The following is a 21,081-nucleotide window of genomic DNA, read 5'->3' as shown; positions in this document are numbered from 1 at the left end:
ATGCTTTAGAACAAGCCTTAAATCTTTGAAGAATAAAAAACAGTACGTATTAAATGCTTTAATTACAAAATATACAAATGCTAGGGTTGAGGGTAAGAATAATACTATTAAAGTACTCAAAAGAGTATCCTTCGGATTTAGAAGTTTTAAAAATTTAAGATTAAGAGTATTACTAAGAGAAAAAATACAAGTAATTTAAAAACAGCATCTATACATGAAAACTGTATTAGATGCTGCCTTTAAAAATTAAATATTGACTTCATCAACGTTATTTGACAAAGAGCCTTCAAAATTAGCTTTGAAGTGCCATTTTTATAATTATTGGTTGTTTGAGTTCTCAGAATTGGTGTCAAAATGTTCATTAGTTTCTTTTTGTATATCAATGCTTGAATTATCACCTGAGTTATTTTCAGTGTTATTCTCTTGGACATCTTTAGCATTATTTGAGTCTGTATTTTGATTGTTATTTTGCTTAGGAGTTTCAGTTTTATTTTCAGAATTACCTCCAAACAAGCCTGATACCCAGTTCCATACTTTTTCGAAGAATCCTTCTACTTCTTGACTATCTGGTAATTTTATAGCCTTATCATCTGTGGCATCTATTTTAGCATTGTTGCCAAGTAAACTATCGTTAGTCTTTTCTAGTATACCTAAGTTTTTACTTCCACCATTAAATAAATTACCAAACCAACCCTTTACAGAATCAAAAAGTCCAGTACCTTTTACATCTTCTCCTAAAGCCTTTAAGTCTGCATTTACATTATCAGAAACATTGCTTAATGTACGCTTCATACTATTATAGTCATAATCTTGTTTAGATATTTTTAACATCATATCTTGTATTTTTTGTAACTCTTCAGGGCTTAAATTAATATTATAGTTATTAGTGATATTATTTATAGTTTCTGCTATTTGTGCAGTATCGTGAGTTCCATTTTTTATAATCTCTGCTTTTATATCGTTTATTACACCAGTGGCTTTTTCTTGACCAACTTCATCACCTAAGTCACCTGTAACTACTAATTCTTCTGTAGCTAGTTCTTTTTTCTCCTCATCTAGTTTCTTTCCAGTTGAGCTCTCAAAAGCTTTCATTACACCAGTAAGTCCACCTGTACCACTTACAGGGAAAGGTGCTGCAACTATTACATTAGCATCTTGCAACCCAGCAGTAGAAAGTGTTGTAGCTATCATAGAACTTGTAACCCATGTAAGGTTTGCAGTTTTTACATTTATTCCATTTCCCTGAGATGTTGGTTCAACATAAGAACAGGATATAGTTACCTTACCAAGTTGAGAATCATTAGCAACTCCCTCTAAGTATTTTCTTTCTTCAGCATTTGTAACATCTAAAATCATTGTTTCATCTTTTTTAACTCCAAAGTAATTTAACATCTTATCTTTTTGTTCTGATGTTAAGTTTGCACCTAGAGTTACTATCCTTGTACTATCTGCAAAGGAAAAGTTAAAACTTCCCAATATCAGAGTACAACATATTATAAGTGAACTAATTTTCTTTTTTAATTTCATACCTAACCTCCTAATTATGTAAGCAATTTTAAAAATTACAATAAGGTAAATTATAATCTTACCTACTTATATATTAAAAAAAGTCAACCGAAAAATACCTATAAAAACAAGTCGATTTAAGTTATTAGATGGAAGACTTTTTGAAAAACTTAGTCTATAGAAATTTTAATTTAAAAATTAGAAAAATAAATATCTATAATCTTTATGAAATATATCTACTTGATATACTATAATATAAACTAATTTTAAAATCAATGCGATTACAAGATTGTAATAAAGAAGTAGCTTAGAATTTACTTATATAATAATGTAAGGTATATAATAATGTAGAGTATTTATGAATTTAATATATTTATGATATGCTGAAATACTAATTTGAAATTTGTATTGGATAAGTAAAGTATAGCACCTGAAATTATCAGATGCTATACTTGGTTTTAAATATTATATTATTATTTTCCAATGAACATTTGAGTCCAGTAGATAGTTCCTTTAGCGTCTTTAGCTACACCAACACCTAAATCAGTGAAATTGGCATTTAAAATATTTTTTCTATGGCCTTCAGAATTCATCCAAGCAGTTACAACTTCTTTAGGATTTCTTTGTCCCATAGCTATATTTTCTCCGGCAGTTCTATAACTGATTCCGAATTTCTTCATCATATCAAATGGAGAACCATAAGTTGGAGATGTATGGCTAAAGTAATTTTTGTTGATCATATCTTGAGATTTAGTAGTTGCTACATTAGATAAATTAGAATCTAATTTAAGTGGTTTTAAACCTCTACTAGTTCTTTCAACATTTACTAAATCTAAAACTTCTTTTTGATAAGAAGCAAAGTTACCAGTTAATTGAGACTCATTTCCTTTAGTTGTTTCAGGTAACTTATTAGAGTTTTCAGTGCTGTTTACTTTGTCGTTAGTGTTGTTACTATTATTGTTAGTGTTGTTACTATTATTGTTAGTGTTGTTACTATTATTGTTAGTAGCAGTATCAGTATTATTTACGTTTTCAGTACTGTTATTAGTGTTAGAATTACTTTCATTTACATTAACATCAGGATTTGAAGGCTTAGTTAAGCATGAGCCTATAGGTAGTGTAAATCTCTTACCATTTACATTTAAGTATATGCAATTCTTATAATAAACCTTTGAACGATATTCATTTGATAAAGCACTTACAGGCAATATAGTTGAAGCAGTTGTAGCCGACACAATTGCCAAAGATAATAAAGTTTTCATTCTTTTTGTCATAAAAACACCTCGCTGTTAAAATTTGAAATATTTAGAATTTGTTTCTAAATTGTAACCTTAATGGTAGGGGTATCCCTCCCGTAAATCTATAATAACATAGAATTTTAAAATATATACTGTAAATATATGCTAATATAGAGTTTTTACTGTTTACATATATAAATATTTCAGCTAATTGATTGAAAAATTGCTTAATGTAGTATACTATAAAAGGAAAATACTTTATCAAAAAGAAATTTAGCTTGAAAGGAGAAAATTATGTCAAGAGAATTAGTAAAAGACAGAGTCATAAAATATTTAATAGAGGACTTATTAGTTCCACAAGAAATGATAGATACAGATGTAAATTTATCTGAGTTTGAAGAGGGAGCAGAAGGTATATTAGATATAGTAGTTAATGTTAAAGATGAAGAAGATTATTATGTACCAGTTATGATAGTTAAATGTGTTGATGAGGATATAGAATTAGAAGGCGAAGTATTAGACAAACAAATAGAATTTTTAGAGGAAGTAGACAACATAACTATGTCAGGAAGACTGGTATTAACTAACGGGGATGCAATGATGTATGCAGACTGGAGAGGTGAAGAATACGATACAGAGGCAGCTCTTCCAACTTATGAGGTAATGGTAAAAGAATTTAAGGAAATGGAAGAAATGGCTGATGAATTAGAAAAAGAACACGGACATGAACACGAATGTGGATGCACAGGAGAAGGTCATAGTTGTAGATGCACAGAGGAAGGCCATGAATGTGGCTGCGGACATCATCACGAATAAGCTGTATAGCTGTAAAATTACATACTTATAGGGGTTATCCCAACTTGACTATAGAATTTAATGGTGTTATTATTATTAAGTTAAAATCAATTAAAAATACATATAGAATTGTATGTATTTTATAGACCGTTGGTGTTGGGGCAAATACTAAAGGCTTATTAATATAACAGGGACTATAAGGTCGTTCGGGAGTAAAAGACTGCACATTGTGTAGTCTTTTATTCTTTTAAAAATAAACAATCACTTCGATATAAAAACTTAAATTATGTCACATAATTTCACAATAAAATAATAATATTCATTTATATCTGCAAATCTAATAATATTTTACGACAATGTATATAAAAAACAAGGAATTTAATGTATATATGTAGAATTATAAATAAATAAATTTATTGACATTCAATAGTTATTAAACAGGCATTTTTTTATTGAGATAATCATATTATAAAAATAAATAAAGGCTACAGACACTTTAACGTTTCAATTAACAAACTATATATAGAAGGGGTTAAATTATGGGGGCTAAAAGAGAACATACTTATGAAAATTATATTTATGCAAACTCATCAAATGCATCAAACTCTATGAAGATGTATTTAAAAGAAATTGAAGAGTACAAAATGTTGTCTGCGGCAGAGGAAATTGAGTTGGCAAAGGGAATAATTAACTGTTCACCACTAGCAAAAGAGAAATTTATCAATGCAAATTATAGGCTTGTTGTTAGTATTGCTAAAAAATATAGAAAAGAAAGTATTGATATACTTGACTTAATTCAGGCAGGTAATATTGGACTTATAAAAGCGGTTGATAAATATGATTACAAGAAGGGTTATAAATTTAGTACCTATGCAACTTGGTGGATAAAGCAGAGTATAACAAGATATATTGATGATTGTGAAAATGCTATTAGAATACCAGTACATCTTCACCAACGAATAAATTTTGTAAAGAGGAAAAAGCAAGAGCTTTCAAATATATTACACAGGGAGCCTAATTTAAATGAATTAGCAGAGGCTTGTGATCTTGAAATTGAAAAGATAATAGATATACTAAAACGTGAGAAAAATGTGATTTCCTTAGATACTCCTATAAAAGAAGATGAAGAAAGTAGCTTGGTAGAATTTATACCTTCTAATGATAATTATGACGATGTTGTAATTCATGAAGTAGAACAAAATAATCTTAAAGAAAAAATAGAAGAGTTATTGAAAGATCTTAATGATCAAGAACAAAGGGTTTTAAGAATGAGATTTGGTATTGACGATGATACACCAAAAACTTTAGAGGAAATAGGCAAAGTATTTGGTGTAACAAGGGAGAGAATAAGACAAATAGAAGCTAAGGCAATACGAAAATTAAGACATCCAAGTAGATTAAAAAAATTAAAAAATTTCTACTAGATAAAAACAAGGTAGATACTGGGGGATTACGTGAGTGATCCCCTAGTTTGATTTATAAATTTTATATAGGTTATAATGTAGTAGTATGCTATTGTATTTTGAATTTGTTTACTTGGTTAGATTTACAAACTATTTATAAGTTATTATAATATATAGAGGAAACTTCAAATTACGACACTTAGAGTGTATGCAAGTTATTAATCAAAAATATAATAGGTGTAGTTTTACTTAATAGAGAATTGGATTAGATTTCCAAGCTACCCCAGTAACCGTGATACAGACGAAATCTTATATACCACTGATTTAATTGGGAAGGTTAGAGAGTAGGATGAAGTTAAGCCGGGAGAACTGCCTATTATATATACTAATATCTGCTGTGGGTAAGATGTTAGATGCAAAATATTAATTGGGACTAAATTTAAAGCTCCAAATTTTAGCATCTTACTTAAATTATTTAAGAGAGGAGGATAATTTTATAGTAGTTAAATTATTGAGAAAAAATAAGTAGGAAAAATAAGGAGAAAAATAATGAAAAAAAGATTTTTAGCGTGTTTATTGGCAATAATGATGTTTATAATGGTTGGATGTAGTTCACAAAAACAAAGAAAAATTATAGATAGGGAAGGAACTGAAGTAAGTATCCCTACCAAAATAGAGAAAATAGTTTCAACAGCCCCATCTAATACTGAAGTTATACTAGATTTAGGGTTAGGGGATAAGTTGGTTGCAATAGATAAATACTCTTCAGATATAGAGGGTTTAAAGGGTAATCTAACAAAAATAGATTTTTCAAATCCAGATGCAGAAGCTATAATTGCCCTTGAACCAGACATAATAATAGCCTCTGGTCACAATAAAACAGGATCAGCAGGAGATCCATTTAAAGCAGTTTCTGACGCAGGAATCCCTGTTGTATATATACCAAGTAGCGATAGTATAGATGGAATATACAAAGATATAGAGTTCATATCAAATGTTTTAGGACAAGACAAAAAGGGAGAAGAACTAATATCAAATATGAAGTCTGAAATAGACAAGATAGCATCTATAGGAAAAACAATAAAGGATAAAAAAAGTGTTTACTTTGAAATAGCTCCAGCTCCAGATATGTATAGTTTCGGCAGTGATACATTTTTAAATGAAATGATAGAAATAGTTGGTGCAGAAAATATATTTAAAGATGAAAAGTCATGGATATCACCTAGTGCAGAATCTATTATAGATAAAAACCCAGATGTAATACTTACTAATGTAGATTATCCAAAAAACTCTATAGAAGAAATAAAAACTAGAGATGGATTTGAGAATATAAAAGCAGTAAAAAATAATGAAGTATACAAAGTAGATAAAAACTCTTCATCTCGTCCATCAAATAAAATAATATTGGCTCTAGACCAAATGGCTAAGGCAATATATCCGGATAAATATGAAAAATAAAAAGTACGCTATTTTAAGTTTAGGTTTAGTTTTTTTGATAATATGTATTGGAACTTCTTTAGGAAGTTCCAATATTAATATATTGGAAACAGCATCTATTTTGTTTAATAAAATATTAAAAATCCCTTTGAAAGACGGAGTAGATACAAAAAATATATCTATAATTTGGCATCTAAGACTACCGAGGGTACTTTTAGCGTTTATAGTTGGAGGGTGTCTAGCCACTAGTGGGGCTGTAGTTCAGTCCGTTCTAAAAAATCAGTTGGCATCACCATATACTCTTGGTGTTTCTTCGGGCACATCACTAGGGGCTGGGTTAGTTATAATTACAGGAATATCAATCCCTGTAATAGGTTCATTTACATTACCTATAGTAGGTTTTTTATTTGGGTTGGCAACTGTATATTCTGTAATCGCATTTTCATCAAAGATAGATAGAACCATGTCAAATAACACCATAATATTGTCAGGTATAGTATTTTCTTTATTTGTGAATGCACTTCTTACAACTTTGACGGCTTTGTTTTCCGAAGACCTAAAGAGTATATCGCTTTGGCAAATGGGAAGTTTTGCTATGAAAGGATGGAGTTATGTGCGTTTAATACTTCCATTTCTATTAGTGGGTATGATTGGTATACTTAGATACACAAAAGAAATGGACATACTTACCCTTGGTGATGAACAGGCAAAGTCTATTGGAATAGATGTTGAAACAATAAAGAAAAAATTATTTATATATTCTACAGTACTTATAGGAGGGGCAATATCTTTAAGTGGAACAATAGGTTTTGTAGATTTAATAGCTCCACATTTAGTAAGAAAAATATTTGGATCGAGACACAAGTATGTAATACCAATGTCGTTTGTTTTTGGAGGGTGTTTAATGGTTACAACAGACCTTATTGCCAGGACAATAATATCTCCATCTGAATTACCAGTAGGGGCTGTGACAGCCATAATAGGAGCACCATTCTTTGCATACGTATACTTTAAAAAAGCTAGGTGATTTATATGTTGGAAATAAAAAATATTTATAGTGGATATGATGGCATAGACATAATAAAAGATGTAAGCGTAACTGTAAATAGAGGAGAAAATTTATGTATAGTTGGACCAAATGGATGTGGCAAGAGTACACTTTTAAAATCTATAGCAAATATTATAGACTACAGAGGAAGTATAAAAATAGACGGTAAGGAAATGAGTTCTATGGATAGAAAGTACCTAGCTACTAAGGTAGGTCTAATGAGTCAAATATCTCAAATATACTTTCCATACACGGTTTATGATACTGTAGCTTTTGGAAGATATCCCTATTTAAAAGGGGTATTTTCAGATTTGTCAATTGAAGATAAGAATATTGTGATTGAGAACATAAAAAAAGTAAATCTATATGAACTTAAGGATAAGATGATAAGTGAATTATCTGGAGGTCAGCTGCAAAGGGTTTTTTTGGCTAGAATATTTGCACAAAATCCAGATATAATACTTCTTGATGAGCCTACAAACCACTTAGATTTAAAGCATCAAATAGAACTTTTAGAAAATTTAAATTCTTGGGCAAAACAAAACAATAAGATAGTAATTGGAGTTTTGCATGATTTGAATTTAGTTCAATATTTTGCAGATAATGTACTAATGATGAACAAAGGACAAGCTATTTCATATGGTAGCTCCAAAGATGTTTTAAATGAAAGCTTATTAAAGGAGATTTATGGATTAGATATTAAGAATTTTATGCTAGAAATACTAAAGAGATGGGAAGTTGTCTAAATTTTAAAATATATAATTATAAAAGTAGGTACTAAAGACTTAAAAATTTAGTACCTACTTTTAGTTTTTAAAAGTTAAATTTTAAGTCTTTAGGACACAAAAAATTCATATATATTAGTAAATATTTTAATAAGTAGAGGATGAGTGTATGCATTTAAACAGAAAAGAAGAATTCTATAAGTTAACTTCTATAATGGAAAATATTAATATAAATATAGCTAATTTAAAGGATATTATAGATAAAAGCTCAATCAATGAAATTCAAAATAGTGTTTTAAGATATTATGAAATTGATATGAAAAGTTCTATAAAAAGAATAAATAGAACCAAGGAGTTAGTAGAGTATATACAAAAGGAGGTCATAACAGCACTAGAGAGTATAAAAGAGTTAGAGAACCCATTTTTGATATTTATAGTGGGTCAAGGCAATTATGGGAAATCAACATTGGTAAATGCACTTCTAAAAGAAAATTTAATTAAAACATCTAATATACCTAACACATGAAAGGTTGATTTGTTTATAAAGTCTAAATACGAAAGAATTGAAATAATGTATAGCGACAAAAGGAATATATCAAAGAGTCTTTCAAAAGGTAAAAAAATACTAAGGGAAGAAGAAGAAAAATATAAAAATTCAAAAAAATTTATTTCTAAGAAACTAAAGCACTATCGAATTCAGAAAAATACTGATATATGGGATTTGAAAAAATATAAATTAGATTTAGAGGCTAAGCACCTTTATAGGTCGGAGATAGTTCAGACTAAGTATTTTATAAATAATGATGGAATACTAAAAGATTTTATACTGGTGGATACGCCAGGCCTAAATCAAACTTTACTTAATGAAGATATTGATAGATCTAAGCTTTATTACAAAAGAGCAGATGGGATTATATGGTTAATAGATGTTCAAAATATAGTGTCTTTAGGTAGCAACAATGCTATAAAAAAAATTCACTTAATAAATGAGGATAATAGCTTAAATATATACAGTGAACCCACCGAGATGTGTTCAACTAAGAATATGATTTTAGTAGTAAATAAGATTGATATATTAAAAAATAATGACAAAGATGATATACAACGGATAAAAACACAAGTAAAATCCATGTATAAAGATATTTTCAAGGACATAGTTTTTATATCTGCGAAAAATGCATTATTAGGAACGAGTTTAAATGATGAATCTCTAATAAGTGAAAGCAATATAGAAGAACTCTACAACAGTATAGATAAAAATTTTAAACTTACAGCTGCAAAAAATCAAATTATATCCAAGTATAAAAATTTATCTATTACAGGCAAAAATATAATAGAGTACATAGATCAATATAAGAGGCGGCTATACAAGGACATTTGTGAGTATAATACTATAGAATTTCAGATAAAGGAAAAAACAGAAGAAATTAAAGAGTATGTTAATAAATTTTTAAAGAGTATGGAAAAATATGAGTATCTAAAGAGTACTACTCAGAGCCAAATCAACGAAGATGTTAGAAGATTAGAATATATCTGCAACAAAAAACTAGAAAAGATATATATATATTTATATTCAAGGGCTATGTTTACTTCGGGTGATATTGAAGATAAATATATGAGTGCCATGAATAATAATTTTAAGGTTTCGTTTAATCTAAATTACATTTCAAAAGAAAAATTACCAGTAAATATAATTTCAACTAAAATTAAATATCTAATAGACGATATATTAGAAGAACTAGACTATAAGATAAACCTTATAAGAAATGATATAGATAAAGTTAAAAATTATAATTTTAACCTAATTTACTTAGATTATTTGGATATAAACAAGCATATTAATTGTTTAGATAACATAGAAGAAATATTAAGAAAGTTGGGGTGATATTTTGGAAGAAATAAAAAAAGTATTAATAGATTCTCCTATTAGAAAAAATATAGGTGATAATATACCGTTTAAAAAGCTAATCTCCAAAAACCTAGATGAGATAATGGAGAGCTTAGAAATATTAGAGAAAAAAGAAAAATCTCCATTAAATATAGTAATAGTTGGAGAGGTTAAGTCGGGTAAATCTAGTTTGGTAAATGCTATTTTATCAAAAGAAGTAAGTGAAGTGGATGTACTAGAGGCAACCTCTTCTATAATAGAAATATCTTATGGAGAAAAAGAAACTAGAGCCAATATAGAAGGTGTAGAGAAGGTATACTTGGACAGAGAATTTTTAAAAAGGGTAAATATAGTTGATACTCCGGGTCTTAAGAGTATAACTGATAGAAATGAACAAAAAACATTAAATTATATACAAAATGCAGATTTAATTTTATTTTTATTTGATGCAACCCATTTAGGGCAAGAGGATATATATGATACTCTGGATTTAATTTCTACCTACAAAAAGCCAATGGCAGGTATAGTCAATAAAGCAGATTTGCTAGAGGATGATAGATTGGATGTGCTTGAGTACATAAAAGATGAATACTCTATTTATATAGAGGACTTCTTTATGATATCGGCATATATGGAGTATCAGGATAGAATAAGTAAGCAGGCATCTATAGGTGATGCGGATTTGGTTATATCTGATTACGATGATTTAAGGGAGAACTTTCAAAACCTTGATAAATATATAGAAGAAGTATGTAATAATTGTGAAAGTATAAAGGATTCTAGTATAAGGTCATCCTTGGAAGGTATAATTCATAAAGAGATTATACATCATCATGATTACTTAAAGAGCATAAATATAATATTGGGTGAACTAAATAAGTATGAAGGCCTAATTGAAAAGAAATGCGAATATATAAACGACAAGATGAATTTTGAAATAAGCGACTGGATAAACAGAGTATTTTTGGGCGATGAGTTATATAAAATAAATGATAATATTGCAAATGCTAGGTTGTATATAAATGAAGATTATATAAATGAAACTATAAATAGAAAAAAGAATGACCTAGACTCTATATATTTCAAAGAATGGAACGAGTGCCTAAAGGAAATAGAATACGAGGTAGATGAAAGTATAAAAAAATCTGTAGACAATATAGAATATAAAAAAGAAATTTTAAACGCACCAAATATAAAGATAGATGATTCTAATATAAATTTAAATGACCTACTAGCAACACTGGGAACAGGAGCAGTATTAGGTGCAACATCAGGAGGAATTATATCTATTTATTCATCTGCAATAGGATCATCTGCAGCATCTCTAACTATAGGGAATGCACTTTTGGCATACTGTCCACCTCTTTTAATTGCCGGGACAATAACTGGAGGTTTAGGAAAATTAATATATGAGAAGGTTAAAATGGAGCAAAAAAATAACGATATTATCTTAGAAATAAATAGATTTGTAGAACAATTAAAACTAGATGTAGCTAAAAGTTTAAGCGAGGGATATGAAAACTCAAGCAAAGAAATAATAGATAAAACAAAGGAAATGTTTAGTGTTAATAAAGGTATATCCATAGATAAATGTGAGGCAGAGACATTTTGTGAAAGTATAGATAGCTATATTAAAAATCTAGAAAAATATATAATAAACTAATTATATAATACAATTAAGTTAAGAATATAAGTAAAGGAGCTCTTTGAGCTCCTTATTTATAATGCATATAAAAAATTTTATAATTACTAAAGGTTTACTCCTAAATTTAGAAAAGTCTTTGGAGTTTGTATAGATACATAGCAAAAGTTTTTACCATATGATTTATGTAAGATGACATACTAAGACTGCTTTTTTCTTCTTCTAAATATAGTTTGTTGATATCCATACCTAAAAGTAGATTAATATTCGATATATATTTAATCTGTATACAAACCATATATATAAAATAAATTAGGCAAATTGTAAATATCAAAAGCAAAAAAATAAACATAGACACACTTCCCTCCTTAAAAATCGAACAGGCTTTAATTAAATTTTACTTGATTATCTTTTTAATATCATCTGAAAAATAATTATAAAAAAACCAATTAAAGGGCAGTTTTCAACAATTATAACACTAAAATTATATTAATAGATATAATATACTGTAAAATATAATAGAATAGAGAAATAATTTGTTGCAAAAAAAATAGGTATTTATGGATTTGTATTATAAGATAAACCCATAAATACCGATGATTTTAAACAAATAAATTATAAATAGCTGTTGTGGATAGACAAACTAAAAATGCAATAACTGTAGGAATTATAAAGCCTAAAGCCGTCCATTTAGAACTGCCAGTTTCTCTTTTTATTGTTATAAGAGTAGTAGCACATGGCCAGTGAAGTAGGCTAAATAACATAACATTTAAAGCTGTTAAATAGGTCCATCCATTATTTCTTAAAACTTCTCCTAAAGCCTGGAAGCTATCGAGTTCTATCATAGAACCAGTAGCCAAGTAAGACATTAAAAGAATAGGAATAACAATTTCATTTGCAGGGAGACCTAGAATAAATGCCAGTAGTATAAATCCATCAAGGCCAATAATTTTGGCTAATGGATCTAAAAAGTTTGCAGCATGAACCAATAGACTAAGATCCCCTATATAGATATTTGCAAATATCCAAGTTATAAGACCTGCTGGCATAGCAACGACAATAGCCCTACCTAAAACAAATATAGTTCTATCTATTATAGATGTATACAATACTCTACCTATCTGAGGGACCCTATAAGGTGGTAATTCCAATGTAAAAGTGGATGGAACTCCTTTTAAAAGGGTCTTAGAAAGTGTATATGAAACAAGCAAAGTAACTATAACACCAAATATTATTAACAAAGTAACACATAGTGCAGTAGTTATACTAGAAACAAAAGAGTTATTTATAATAGAGCTAAAGAAAATAGTCGATACAGCAATAAGAGTAGGGAATCTACCATTACAAGGTACGAAGTTATTTGTCAATATAGCTATCAATCTTTCTCTAGGTGAATCTATTATTCTACACCCGATAACACCAGCTGCATTACACCCAAATCCCATACACATAGTCAGACATTGTTTCCCGTGAGCGCAAGCTTTTTTAAACATGTGGTCTAAATTAAATGCAACTCTTGGCAAATATCCAAAATCTTCAAGAAGAGTGAATATAGGAAAGAATATTGCCATAGGAGGTAGCATTACAGAAACAACCCAAGCAAGAGTTCTATATACTCCCAGTACCAACATATTATTTATCCATAATGGTAAGTGTATAGCACTTAATAGATTTGTAAGTTTAGGCTCGAATGCAAATAAAAATTCAGCCAACATGGTAGAAGGATAGTTTGCACCCTGTATTGTAATCCAAAGTACACCGGCTAATAATAAGAGCATAATTGGTAGCCCAAAGATTTTGGATGTCAGTATCTTATCTACTTTTTCATCTTTATCATTATTTCTACTGAGGTTTATTTTATTTATACAAGCTCTATCAGCCAAGTCCTTAGCTGCATCGTAATTTATCTTGCTAAATCTATCTCTTGTTTCTTGTCTGTCTATACCTTTTGGAATTTTATTTTTTACTTCTTCTAGAGATTTCATATAATCTCCATCTATACAATTATTCATAGAGCCAAAAATGCTCTCATCTCCATCTATAAGTCTAAGGGCTAACCATCTTGGGCTTATATAAGGTATTGCAGCTCTTAATTCACCTTCAAGCGAATAAACTATATCTTCTATATTCTCATCATAAGTTATGCGTTTATTATTAAACTTATATTTATCAAAGCATACATCGTTTATAGACTTAAGAAGATCATCAGTTCCAACTCCACTTCTTGCAGCAGTTAGCACTACGGGTATCCCTAGTTCTTCTTCAATTTTTTCTTTGTTTATATGGATTCCTTTTTTATTTGCTTCATCTATTAAGTTAATACATAAGATGACTTTGTCAGTAAGTTCCATAACTTGAAATACCAAGCTAAGGTTTCTTTCAAGACAAGTTGCATCGCAGACTACTACTACTGCATCAGGATTGCCAAAACATATAAAATCACGTGCAACAACCTCTTCTTGAGACATTGCAAATAGAGAATATGTTCCGGGAAGATCTATCAATGCGTAGTTAGTATCTTTATAATTAAAATCACCACGTGCAGTAGCTACTGTTTTTCCAGGCCAATTTCCTGTATGTTGTCTGAGCCCTGTTAAGTGGTTAAAGACAGTACTTTTACCTGTATTTGGATTGCCGGCTAGTGCAATTACAAATTGATCTTCTTTTTTTTCAATATCAAACATATCTTTTAAAGATTTAATTTTCGTTGTTTCATGAGTTAACCCCATAATTATATCTCCCCCCTAAATGAAAAATTAAATACAAGAGACTAATATTAAGCTACTTTCTTCTTGTCTTAGAGCTATCTTAGTTCCTCTAATATTATAAACTGTCAGATTATTTTTAGGACCCTTTCTAACTACATCTATTAAAGCGCCTTGAGTTAAACCAAGTGCAAGCATTCTCTCTCTTAAATTCCCAGTAGATAGAAGGTTTTCAACTTTAACAGTCTTTCTCACATCTATATCAGCAAGTTTCTTCAAAATGGCACCTCCTTAAAATTTAGCCTAAGCTAACATTCCTAATTTAAATTTATGCACTTAGGGATATCTTTGTTACTGGATATTAATAAAAGATACATTATAAAGATAGATTGTTAATACAATTAAATGTGGGGAGGTGTTTTTTTTGGTAAGAAACGAAGAGTACCATACTTTTAGCGAGTATATGAAAAGTAATTCTCTGACTCCTAGTGAAGAGGATTATATAGAAATGATTTATAGATTATCTTTTGAAGAAAGCTCTATAAAACTAAATGACATATCTAAGTCATTAAATATAAAGCCACCATCAGTAACAAAAATGGTTAAGAAGCTGGACAAAAAAAATTTGCTTATATATACAAAATATGGGGATATAAAGCTTACGAGAATAGGTAAGATTGTTGGTAAAAAGCTTTTAGATAGACATAATACAATATATGAATTCCTCATGCTAATAGGTGTTGAAGATGGTATACATGAGGAAACTGAGAAGATAGAACATACTATAAGCGTAGAAACGCTTAGAAAAATTAATAAGTTAATCGATTTTTTAAATCATGAAAAAGATATACTAGAAAAACTGAGGAATTTTAAAAGAGATTAAATCATCTATTTTTTTATAATGCATATGAAATTATATTCATTTCAAAAAAATTATCATTTAAAGGTTTTAGATAGAAATTTTTTTTATAAATAAGTACCCCTACTTTACAGACAGTTACATTATAATTAAGTATATAAATGAAATATAAAATTATAAATACAGAATAAAAAGGCTGTAAAGGTGGGTGATTACAATATGAAACTGGCAATCTGTGATGATGAAATTGTTTTTAGAAAGCAATTAATAGAGTCTATAGACAAGTATTATAAAAATTATTCTAATCTAGATATATATGAGTTTTCTTCGGGGGAGGAATTACTTGAGAGTTATGATTCTGGGGCAGTATATGATATAGTGTTTTTAGATATAGAGATGAAAGATATAAATGGTCTAGATACAGCCAAAATAATTAGAAAGTACAGAAGAAATGAGATAATAGTATTTTTAACTAGTCACACAAAATATGCTATAGATGGATACGAGGTAAATGCTCTTAGGTTTTTAGAAAAACCGATTAATCAAGAAAAATTAATATCGACATTGGACTATATCGATATTAATTTTTCGACTAAAAAATCCCTTCTACTGCACACTATTGATGGGGATAGTATTATTTACTTAGACGATATTATTTATTTAGAGTCTATAAGAAATTATGTGCATATCTACACTAGAGTTAAATCAGATTTAGACGGTAGAGTAAAAGAACATAAAGTTAGAAAAAATTTAAAGGATTTTCTAGAGGATTTACAAGAAAGTTGTTTTTATCGTTGCCATAGAAGTTATATAGTAAATTTAGATTATGTATGTTCATACGATAGTAGACAGGTAAGTTTTAGGATTAATATTTACAATTCATCACAAATAAAAAACATTCTATACCAAAATGAAGTTTTTTTAAGTATTTTTGGTAAAATAATAATATCAAAAGTAGGAGGGGTTGTATGCAGGAAGAACTAGCGTTAGAACAAAAAAAAGAAATAAAAAAGGATATGAATAGTTTAGGAAAGGCCATAATGCTTTATACGGTTTCTCTATTTGGAGTATTTATTGTTATATCAATAGGGGTATCTATATCCATAGCTATGAAATACAGCAATAACGAAAAGTTAGTGGAAAAAATGACCGAGGAAGTAGTTAATAATCTTGCAAATAATGGATGGTCATACATACTATCTGTTGTTGTAGGATTAATTTTTATTTATATATACAGAAAGAATAAGTTATTTACAGAGGACTTAACTGAAACTAACAAAAAAATGGACCTAAAGACATTTATAACTATGTTTGTGATTTTAATGGCGCCACAATTTATTGCAGTAATTTTGCAGGTTTTATTAGAGTCAGGATTAAATAGCATAGGATTTTCTATTATGGGTCAAATCGAGGAAGCTACAAGTGGAAGTCAAACATTTTCGATGTTTTTATATGTAGCATTTGTAGGACCTATTATTGAGGAAGTTGTGTTTAGGGGTGCGGTTTTAGGATCTCTAAAAAAATATGGTAAAGGTTTTGCTATCATAATATCCGCGGTCTTATTTGGTATAATGCATGCTAATTTAATTCAATCAATATTTGCAATTATTATAGGTTTAGTTTTGGGATATGTTAGAACTGAGTACTCTATAAAGTGGGCTATTTTACTCCATACTATTAATAACCTAATATCAGAAGTAATGTCTTATATGTCATATGGAGGAAATGATTTTTTAGAAACTCTTATTTCAGGTGGTTTATCTGCTTTTATTTTTGCTTTAAGTCTATTAATTTTAAATTCTAAAAAAGAAGAACTCAAAAACTATATAAAAATTAATAAACCAGTTAAAAAGTCTTGTTCCTACGCACTTACAAGATTTTGGATACTTGCATTTATTTTGTTGAATACTTTAATTGCAATAGGAGGAATAGAGAAAATATAATAATTAAAAACTTACATTTATTAAAATAGCTATAATTAGTATGAATTTTATAAAATACTAATTATAGCTATTACTATTTATATTACATAAATCAAATTAGTTGATGCAACTTTTAATACCATCGATAAAAAAATGGTATAATAGGCTTATGTTGTAATTTTTAGATTTAATTAAATTGCTAAAATGCAGTAAGATTTTTTGGAGGTATAAAGTTGAATGAAACTAAAAAATTAACAGAAGCGGCTTTATTATCATCGCTGTTTATAGTTGCTACAATAGTTATAGTTGGAACAGGATTTGGATATATGTTATACCTGGATTTTATAGTACCAGTATTTTTTTGCTCTATATGTATAAAATGTGATATTAAGTATACTTTACTATCAGCTCTTAGTTCACTACTTATAATATTTTTAGTGCTTGGAAATATAGGAACAGCTATATGGGCAAGTCAGAGTATTATTTTAGGTATAACTTGTGGATTTATGATGAAAAAATCGACTACAGTACTAGATGATATTTTATGTAGTTCTATTATAGGAGTTATTATAATGATTTTTGTAGATGTATATGCATCTAAGTTGATAGGTTATAGTTTTATGAAAGAGTTCCAAGGTTATATGAAGTATGTTCCTATAAGAGAATTCGCGGATATAGCCTATTATTTAATGATATCTCTATTCGTATTGGGAACAGTATTTAGCATATATATATTATCTCTAATGCTATGCAACAAAATCAATATTTTAAAATTAAATTCAAAAAAGAAATTTCTAGTTATAAGAAATTTTAGAAGTTGTGGAAGGTTTTTGTGCTGTTCAAAAAATATATTTTATTTATCAGTAGCATATATATTTATAATTGAAATTATAAGACTTTTCAATATAGATTATAGCTTAGTTTATCTAAAGACTAGTATAATATGTTCAGAGTATATATGTATATATTTTGTAATGAGAGATTCTTTTACTTCAATACAAAATTTTATTATGGCAAAGTATAAGAAGATTATTTACCCAAGAGTACTTGGTATATCAATAATGATACTGTTTTTCGTTAATTTAAAATTAACGACTATAGGTCTAGCTATATCAAATATAATCCTTGATAGGAAAATAAATATAATAATAAAGCAAATAGACATAATAAACAGCTATACGTACGCATTGGCTACAAAAAAATAGTATTTCAAAAACAGTCTTTAAATACTTTGGAGAGGGGAAATTATGAATAAAAGAAGTATAAAAGTAATTTCAGTGGATATTATTTTTCTTACTGTATTAGCCACATTAATATATGAGTATATATCAAGTGGTAGCGTGCTAGAGGCTGACAAAATAAGTTATCTAAAGGAAGCTCCAATAGCACATAGAGGATTATTTGACGAAAGCCACCCGGAGAACTCATTGGCAGCGTTTGAAAATGCGATTCAGAGTGGCTATCCAATAGAACTAGATGTCCAATTTACGAAGGACGAAGAAATTATAGTGTTCCACGATGAAAACCTAAAGCGTATAACTGGATACAATAAATATGTAGGTGAAGTTAAATATGAAGAAATTAAAAAGTTAAATATTCTAGGTACAGATGAAAAAATACCTCTATTAAAAGATGTATTAGATTTGGTAGATGGAAGGGTACCTATAATAATTGAAATAAAAGATAGTGACAATGTAATTGAACTTAGTGAGTCCGTGTATAATATTACAAAAAACTACAGTGGAAAATACGCTATTCAATCTTTTAATCCATTTGTGTTAGAGTGGTATAAAAACAATGCTAGTGAAGTAGTTAGAGGTCAACTATCAGGTACATTTAAAAAAGACTCCGGCGGTTTAAGGTGGTATGAAAAGTTTGCACTGGAAAACTTAATGTTAAACTATAAAAGTAGACCAAACTATATTGCATATGAATTAGATGGATTACCGCACTTTAGAGTTTCTTCTTTAAGAAGAAAGGGGATATTAACTCTTTCATGGACTGTTGGCAGCCCAAAAGATTTAGAAAAGGCAAATAGGTATTCTGATAATATAATATTTGATAGTTTTATACCTAAATAATCAAAAAAATAAAAATTAACCAATACTTATTAACCAATACTTTAGGTAGTAGATAAGCACCTAGTACAAATCAATATTTGAAAGTTTATGTTATCAATTAGCATAAATAGAAAAAAATTGAACATAATATTAAAATAGGTTGACAAAATATGAAAATATTAATATATTATTATTAAAATATAATATTTAAAGCTATGACTAGAAGAAGTAGGGCTAATGTATCTTTGCAGAGAGGTTCCGGTTGGTGAAAGGAATTAAGTAAGTTAGTTTGAATACATCTATGAGCAGTGGTTCTGAAACATAAGATTAGTAGGAGTCTACCGTTTCGCACACGTTATAGTGCTGAGTATATTTATACTTAAAGAGGTTGATATCGTGAGATATTAATAAATTAAGGTGGTAACACGTGAGCACAGCTCCCGTCCTTTTATAGGACAGGGGCTTTTTTTAATGCATAGGAAATTATCTTTATTATATGCATTTCAAAAAAATTATCATTTAAAAAAATTATTATTTAAGGTTTTTAAATAGAAAATTTTTTTATTATTATGGACTTATAAAAATTAGGAGGATAAAGATGAAAACTATTGACGAGCAAATTAAAATAATTATGAAAGGTGTAGAAGATATAATAGATGAAAAAGAACTAAAAGAAAAATTAGAGAAGGCACAAAAAGAAAAAAGGCAATTGATAGTAAAATTAGGATTAGATCCTAGTGCTCCAGACATACATTTAGGACATACAGTTGTGCTTAGAAAAATGAAGCAATTACAAGATTTGGGACACAAGGTAATTATAATAATAGGAGACTTTACGGGTAAAATAGGTGATCCAACTGGAAAATCTAAAGCGAGAAAGGCACTAACTACAGAACAAGTTTTAGAAAATGCCAAAACCTACGAAGAACAAATATTTAAGGTATTAGATAAAGAAAAAACAGAAGTTAGATTTAATAGCGAATGGTTGGCAAAATTAAATTTTGAAGAAGTAATAAAATTAGCGGCTACAATTACTGTTGCAAGAATGCTTGAAAGAGAAGACTTTAAAAATAGATACGAAAACCAAATGCCTATATCAGTTCATGAATTCTTCTATCCTTTAATGCAGGCATATGATTCGGTTGCTATAAAGGCTGATATAGAATTAGGAGGAACAGATCAGAGATTTAACTTACTTATGGGCAGATCTTTACAAAGAGAGTTTAATCAAGAATCACAAATAGTAATGATGATGCCTCTAATAGAGGGCTTAGATGGTAAAGACAAGATGAGTAAGAGTTTAGGAAACTACATTGGAATAGATGAAAAGGCAGAAGTAATGTATGCTAAGGCTATGCGTATACCAGATGAGTTAATAGTAAAATACTACAATTTAGTAACTGATGTTCACCCTGATGAAGTTAATAGAATAAAATTAGAATTAGAAGAAGGTAAAACTAATCCAAGAGATATAAAAATGAATTTAGCTAGGGAAATAGTTGCATTATACCACGGAGAAGAAGAAGCTAAGAAGGCTGAAGTAGAATTCAAAAATGTATTTCAACAAGGACAAATACCTACAGATATAAAAACTTTACAAGGAAGTAAAGATGATTTTGACTTACCTGAGATATTGGTTTCAAATGGAGTTGTAAAAAGTAAGAGCGAAGTAAGAAGATTAGCTACACAAGGTGGAGTAAAAATAAATGGAGAAAAAGTAACTAATTTAGCTGAAGTTAAGGTTGAAAATGAATTAATAGTTCAGATAGGAAAGAAAATATTTGTTAAAGTTGAGTTAGTTTAGAATATTTATTAAAAATATCCTTTAAAATCTTATATCTAGATTTTGAAGG

General features: G+C 28.7%; 19 protein-coding genes, 1 riboswitch and 1 other annotated feature. Of the genes, 15 read left to right on the top strand and 4 right to left on the bottom strand.

Features of this window, described 5'->3' with window-relative positions:
• On the top strand, nucleotides 1-199 hold a 199-nt coding region (locus BUB34_RS08125; RefSeq protein WP_143153358.1), incomplete at its 5' end, for a transposase.
• Between the two features lie 119 nt (nucleotides 200-318).
• Here BUB34_RS08125 and BUB34_RS08120 read toward each other — a convergent pair.
• Together BUB34_RS08120 and BUB34_RS08115 are read right to left on the bottom strand one after the other, a co-directional pair.
• Complete coding sequence (locus tag BUB34_RS08120) at nucleotides 319-1,527, bottom strand: DUF1002 domain-containing protein (RefSeq protein WP_073126314.1); 1,209 nt, start codon at nucleotides 1,525-1,527, stop codon at nucleotides 319-321.
• Nucleotides 1,528-1,979: 452 nt separating this feature from the next.
• Nucleotides 1,980-2,780: a CAP domain-containing protein gene (locus tag BUB34_RS08115; protein ID WP_073126313.1), complete on the bottom strand. Its 801-nt coding sequence runs from the start codon at nucleotides 2,778-2,780 to the stop codon at nucleotides 1,980-1,982.
• Between the two features lie 258 nt (nucleotides 2,781-3,038).
• On the opposite strand from BUB34_RS08115, the gene BUB34_RS08110 reads away from it, so the two are divergent.
• The 8 genes from BUB34_RS08110 to BUB34_RS08075 all read left to right on the top strand — a co-directional run bounded on the left by BUB34_RS08110 (nucleotide 3,039) and on the right by BUB34_RS08075 (nucleotide 11,703).
• Complete coding sequence (locus tag BUB34_RS08110; RefSeq protein WP_073126311.1) at nucleotides 3,039-3,560, top strand: type I restriction enzyme HsdR N-terminal domain-containing protein; 522 nt, start codon at nucleotides 3,039-3,041, stop codon at nucleotides 3,558-3,560.
• A gap of 518 nt (nucleotides 3,561-4,078) precedes the next feature.
• Nucleotides 4,079-4,963, top strand: coding sequence for a sigma-70 family RNA polymerase sigma factor (locus BUB34_RS08105; RefSeq protein ID WP_073126309.1), 885 nt, complete (start codon nucleotides 4,079-4,081; stop codon nucleotides 4,961-4,963).
• 197 nt (nucleotides 4,964-5,160) lie between these two features.
• Nucleotides 5,161-5,333: riboswitch (cobalamin riboswitch) on the top strand.
• A 158-nt stretch (nucleotides 5,334-5,491) separates the two neighbouring features.
• Nucleotides 5,492-6,400, top strand: a complete 909-nt coding sequence (locus BUB34_RS08100) for an ABC transporter substrate-binding protein (protein WP_073126307.1) — start codon at nucleotides 5,492-5,494, stop codon at nucleotides 6,398-6,400.
• The gene (locus BUB34_RS08095; protein WP_143153357.1) at nucleotides 6,390-7,406 is read left to right on the top strand and encodes a FecCD family ABC transporter permease; all 1,017 of its coding nucleotides are present in this window, start codon (nucleotides 6,390-6,392) and stop codon (nucleotides 7,404-7,406) included. Before BUB34_RS08100 ends, BUB34_RS08095 begins: the two co-directional genes overlap by 11 nt.
• 5 nt (nucleotides 7,407-7,411) lie before the next feature.
• Nucleotides 7,412-8,173, top strand: a complete 762-nt coding sequence (locus BUB34_RS08090; protein ID WP_073126304.1) for an ABC transporter ATP-binding protein — start codon at nucleotides 7,412-7,414, stop codon at nucleotides 8,171-8,173.
• A 148-nt stretch (nucleotides 8,174-8,321) separates the two neighbouring features.
• The gene (locus BUB34_RS08085) at nucleotides 8,322-8,678 is read left to right on the top strand and encodes a GTPase (RefSeq protein ID WP_073126302.1); all 357 of its coding nucleotides are present in this window, start codon (nucleotides 8,322-8,324) and stop codon (nucleotides 8,676-8,678) included.
• 9 nt (nucleotides 8,679-8,687) lie between these two features.
• On the top strand, nucleotides 8,688-10,037 hold the full coding sequence (locus BUB34_RS08080; protein ID WP_073126300.1) for a GTPase: 1,350 nt from the start codon (nucleotides 8,688-8,690) through the stop codon (nucleotides 10,035-10,037).
• Nucleotides 10,038-10,041: 4 nt separating this feature from the next.
• Complete coding sequence (locus BUB34_RS08075; protein ID WP_073126298.1) at nucleotides 10,042-11,703, top strand: dynamin family protein; 1,662 nt, start codon at nucleotides 10,042-10,044, stop codon at nucleotides 11,701-11,703.
• Between the two features lie 581 nt (nucleotides 11,704-12,284).
• On the opposite strand, the gene feoB is transcribed toward BUB34_RS08075, so the two are convergent.
• Both feoB and BUB34_RS08060 read right to left on the bottom strand, forming a co-directional pair.
• The gene (feoB, locus tag BUB34_RS08065) at nucleotides 12,285-14,411 is read right to left on the bottom strand and encodes a ferrous iron transport protein B (protein ID WP_073126294.1); all 2,127 of its coding nucleotides are present in this window, start codon (nucleotides 14,409-14,411) and stop codon (nucleotides 12,285-12,287) included.
• 27 nt (nucleotides 14,412-14,438) lie between these two features.
• A complete protein-coding gene (locus BUB34_RS08060) occupies nucleotides 14,439-14,666 on the bottom strand; it encodes a FeoA family protein (RefSeq protein WP_073126292.1) in 228 nt (75 codons plus the stop codon).
• 136 nt (nucleotides 14,667-14,802) lie between these two features.
• On the opposite strand from BUB34_RS08060, the gene BUB34_RS08055 reads away from it, so the two are divergent.
• The 6 genes from BUB34_RS08055 to tyrS all read left to right on the top strand — a co-directional run bounded on the left by BUB34_RS08055 (nucleotide 14,803) and on the right by tyrS (nucleotide 21,032).
• Entirely contained in the window at nucleotides 14,803-15,270 is a 468-nt protein-coding gene (locus BUB34_RS08055; RefSeq protein ID WP_242948853.1) for a metal-dependent transcriptional regulator, read from the top strand.
• Nucleotides 15,271-15,465: 195 nt separating this feature from the next.
• Nucleotides 15,466-16,230, top strand: a complete 765-nt coding sequence (locus BUB34_RS08050) for a LytR/AlgR family response regulator transcription factor (protein WP_073126290.1) — start codon at nucleotides 15,466-15,468, stop codon at nucleotides 16,228-16,230.
• On the top strand, nucleotides 16,215-17,189 hold the full coding sequence (locus BUB34_RS08045; protein WP_073126288.1) for a CPBP family intramembrane glutamic endopeptidase: 975 nt from the start codon (nucleotides 16,215-16,217) through the stop codon (nucleotides 17,187-17,189). The genes BUB34_RS08050 and BUB34_RS08045 overlap by 16 nt, the downstream gene beginning before the upstream one ends.
• Nucleotides 17,190-17,401: 212 nt before the next feature.
• A complete protein-coding gene (locus tag BUB34_RS08040; protein ID WP_073126286.1) occupies nucleotides 17,402-18,373 on the top strand; it encodes a YybS family protein in 972 nt (323 codons plus the stop codon).
• A gap of 42 nt (nucleotides 18,374-18,415) precedes the next feature.
• On the top strand, nucleotides 18,416-19,249 hold the full coding sequence (locus BUB34_RS08035) for a glycerophosphodiester phosphodiesterase family protein (RefSeq protein WP_084120299.1): 834 nt from the start codon (nucleotides 18,416-18,418) through the stop codon (nucleotides 19,247-19,249).
• Nucleotides 19,250-19,434: 185 nt separating this feature from the next.
• Nucleotides 19,435-19,679: a binding site (T-box leader), on the top strand.
• Between the two features lie 147 nt (nucleotides 19,680-19,826).
• Nucleotides 19,827-21,032, top strand: a complete 1,206-nt coding sequence (gene tyrS / locus BUB34_RS08030; protein ID WP_073126284.1) for a tyrosine--tRNA ligase — start codon at nucleotides 19,827-19,829, stop codon at nucleotides 21,030-21,032.
• Nucleotides 21,033-21,081: the final 49 nt, after the last annotated feature.

The organism is Asaccharospora irregularis DSM 2635, assembly GCF_900129815.1.
In the GTDB taxonomy this organism is placed as follows: Bacteria; Bacillota; Clostridia; order Peptostreptococcales; family Peptostreptococcaceae; genus Asaccharospora; species Asaccharospora irregularis.
The sequence above is the reverse complement of the archived record's forward strand: the minus strand, read 5'-3'. Positions and strand labels throughout refer to the sequence as shown.